This is a genomic window from Roseateles sp. P5_E1 (assembly GCF_054049335.1).
The window spans coordinates 1-618 of record NZ_JBFUMN010000284.1 but is presented as its reverse complement, the minus strand read 5'-3'; the positions used below and the strand labels follow the sequence as shown (position 1 = coordinate 618).

1 protein-coding gene is annotated in these 618 nt (G+C 68.8%); it reads left to right on the top strand.

Going from position 1 to position 618, the window contains the following annotated elements:
• Positions 1-40: 40 nt before the first annotated feature.
• A partial coding sequence (locus ACXJKJ_RS31070; RefSeq protein WP_457395421.1) for a hypothetical protein occupies positions 41-618 on the top strand: 578 nt, incomplete at its 3' end.

Below are 618 nucleotides of genomic sequence, written 5' to 3'. Positions count from 1 at the left end.
ATGGCCAGTCTTCGCCTCCTTCCCTGCAACGACATCGGCCATGCACACACTGCACGCATCCTTCGCCCGCTTCGGCCCGCTGCATGCCCAGCCGGCAGATCTGTGGCGTGGCGAGCTACCGCTGCCCGCCCCGCTGGCGGCCTTCTACGCGCAGATAGGCCCGTGGGGCGAGACCGTGCATGCCAACGTGGGACCGGTCGGCATCGACATCCCCGGCGTCAACGTGTGTTTCCCGCCCCTGCATCGGCTGTGGTCCCTGCAGGCCGGCTATCGGTGGCAAGGCAACAGCGGTGAGCGCCTGACCGATTGGCGCGACCCTTGGCTGGTGATCGCCGAACAGAATGCCGACCCCGTCATCTTCGATCGCGACAGCGGCCAGGTCCTGTTCGCGTTCCATGGCGCGGGCCGCTGGGAGGCGTCGGTACTGACGCAGGACCTGACGACCTTCCTCGCCGCCATCGCGGCCATCGGTACGGTGTACCTCGACGCCGGGGACGACCTGGAAGACGACGATGGCGCGCTGCGCCCGGCGCATCGTGACGCGGCGCTGGGCGCGTTGGCCACGGTGCTGGGCCAGGAAAACGCGGCCGAACGCTTCTTCGAGGCGCTGGAGTGGTG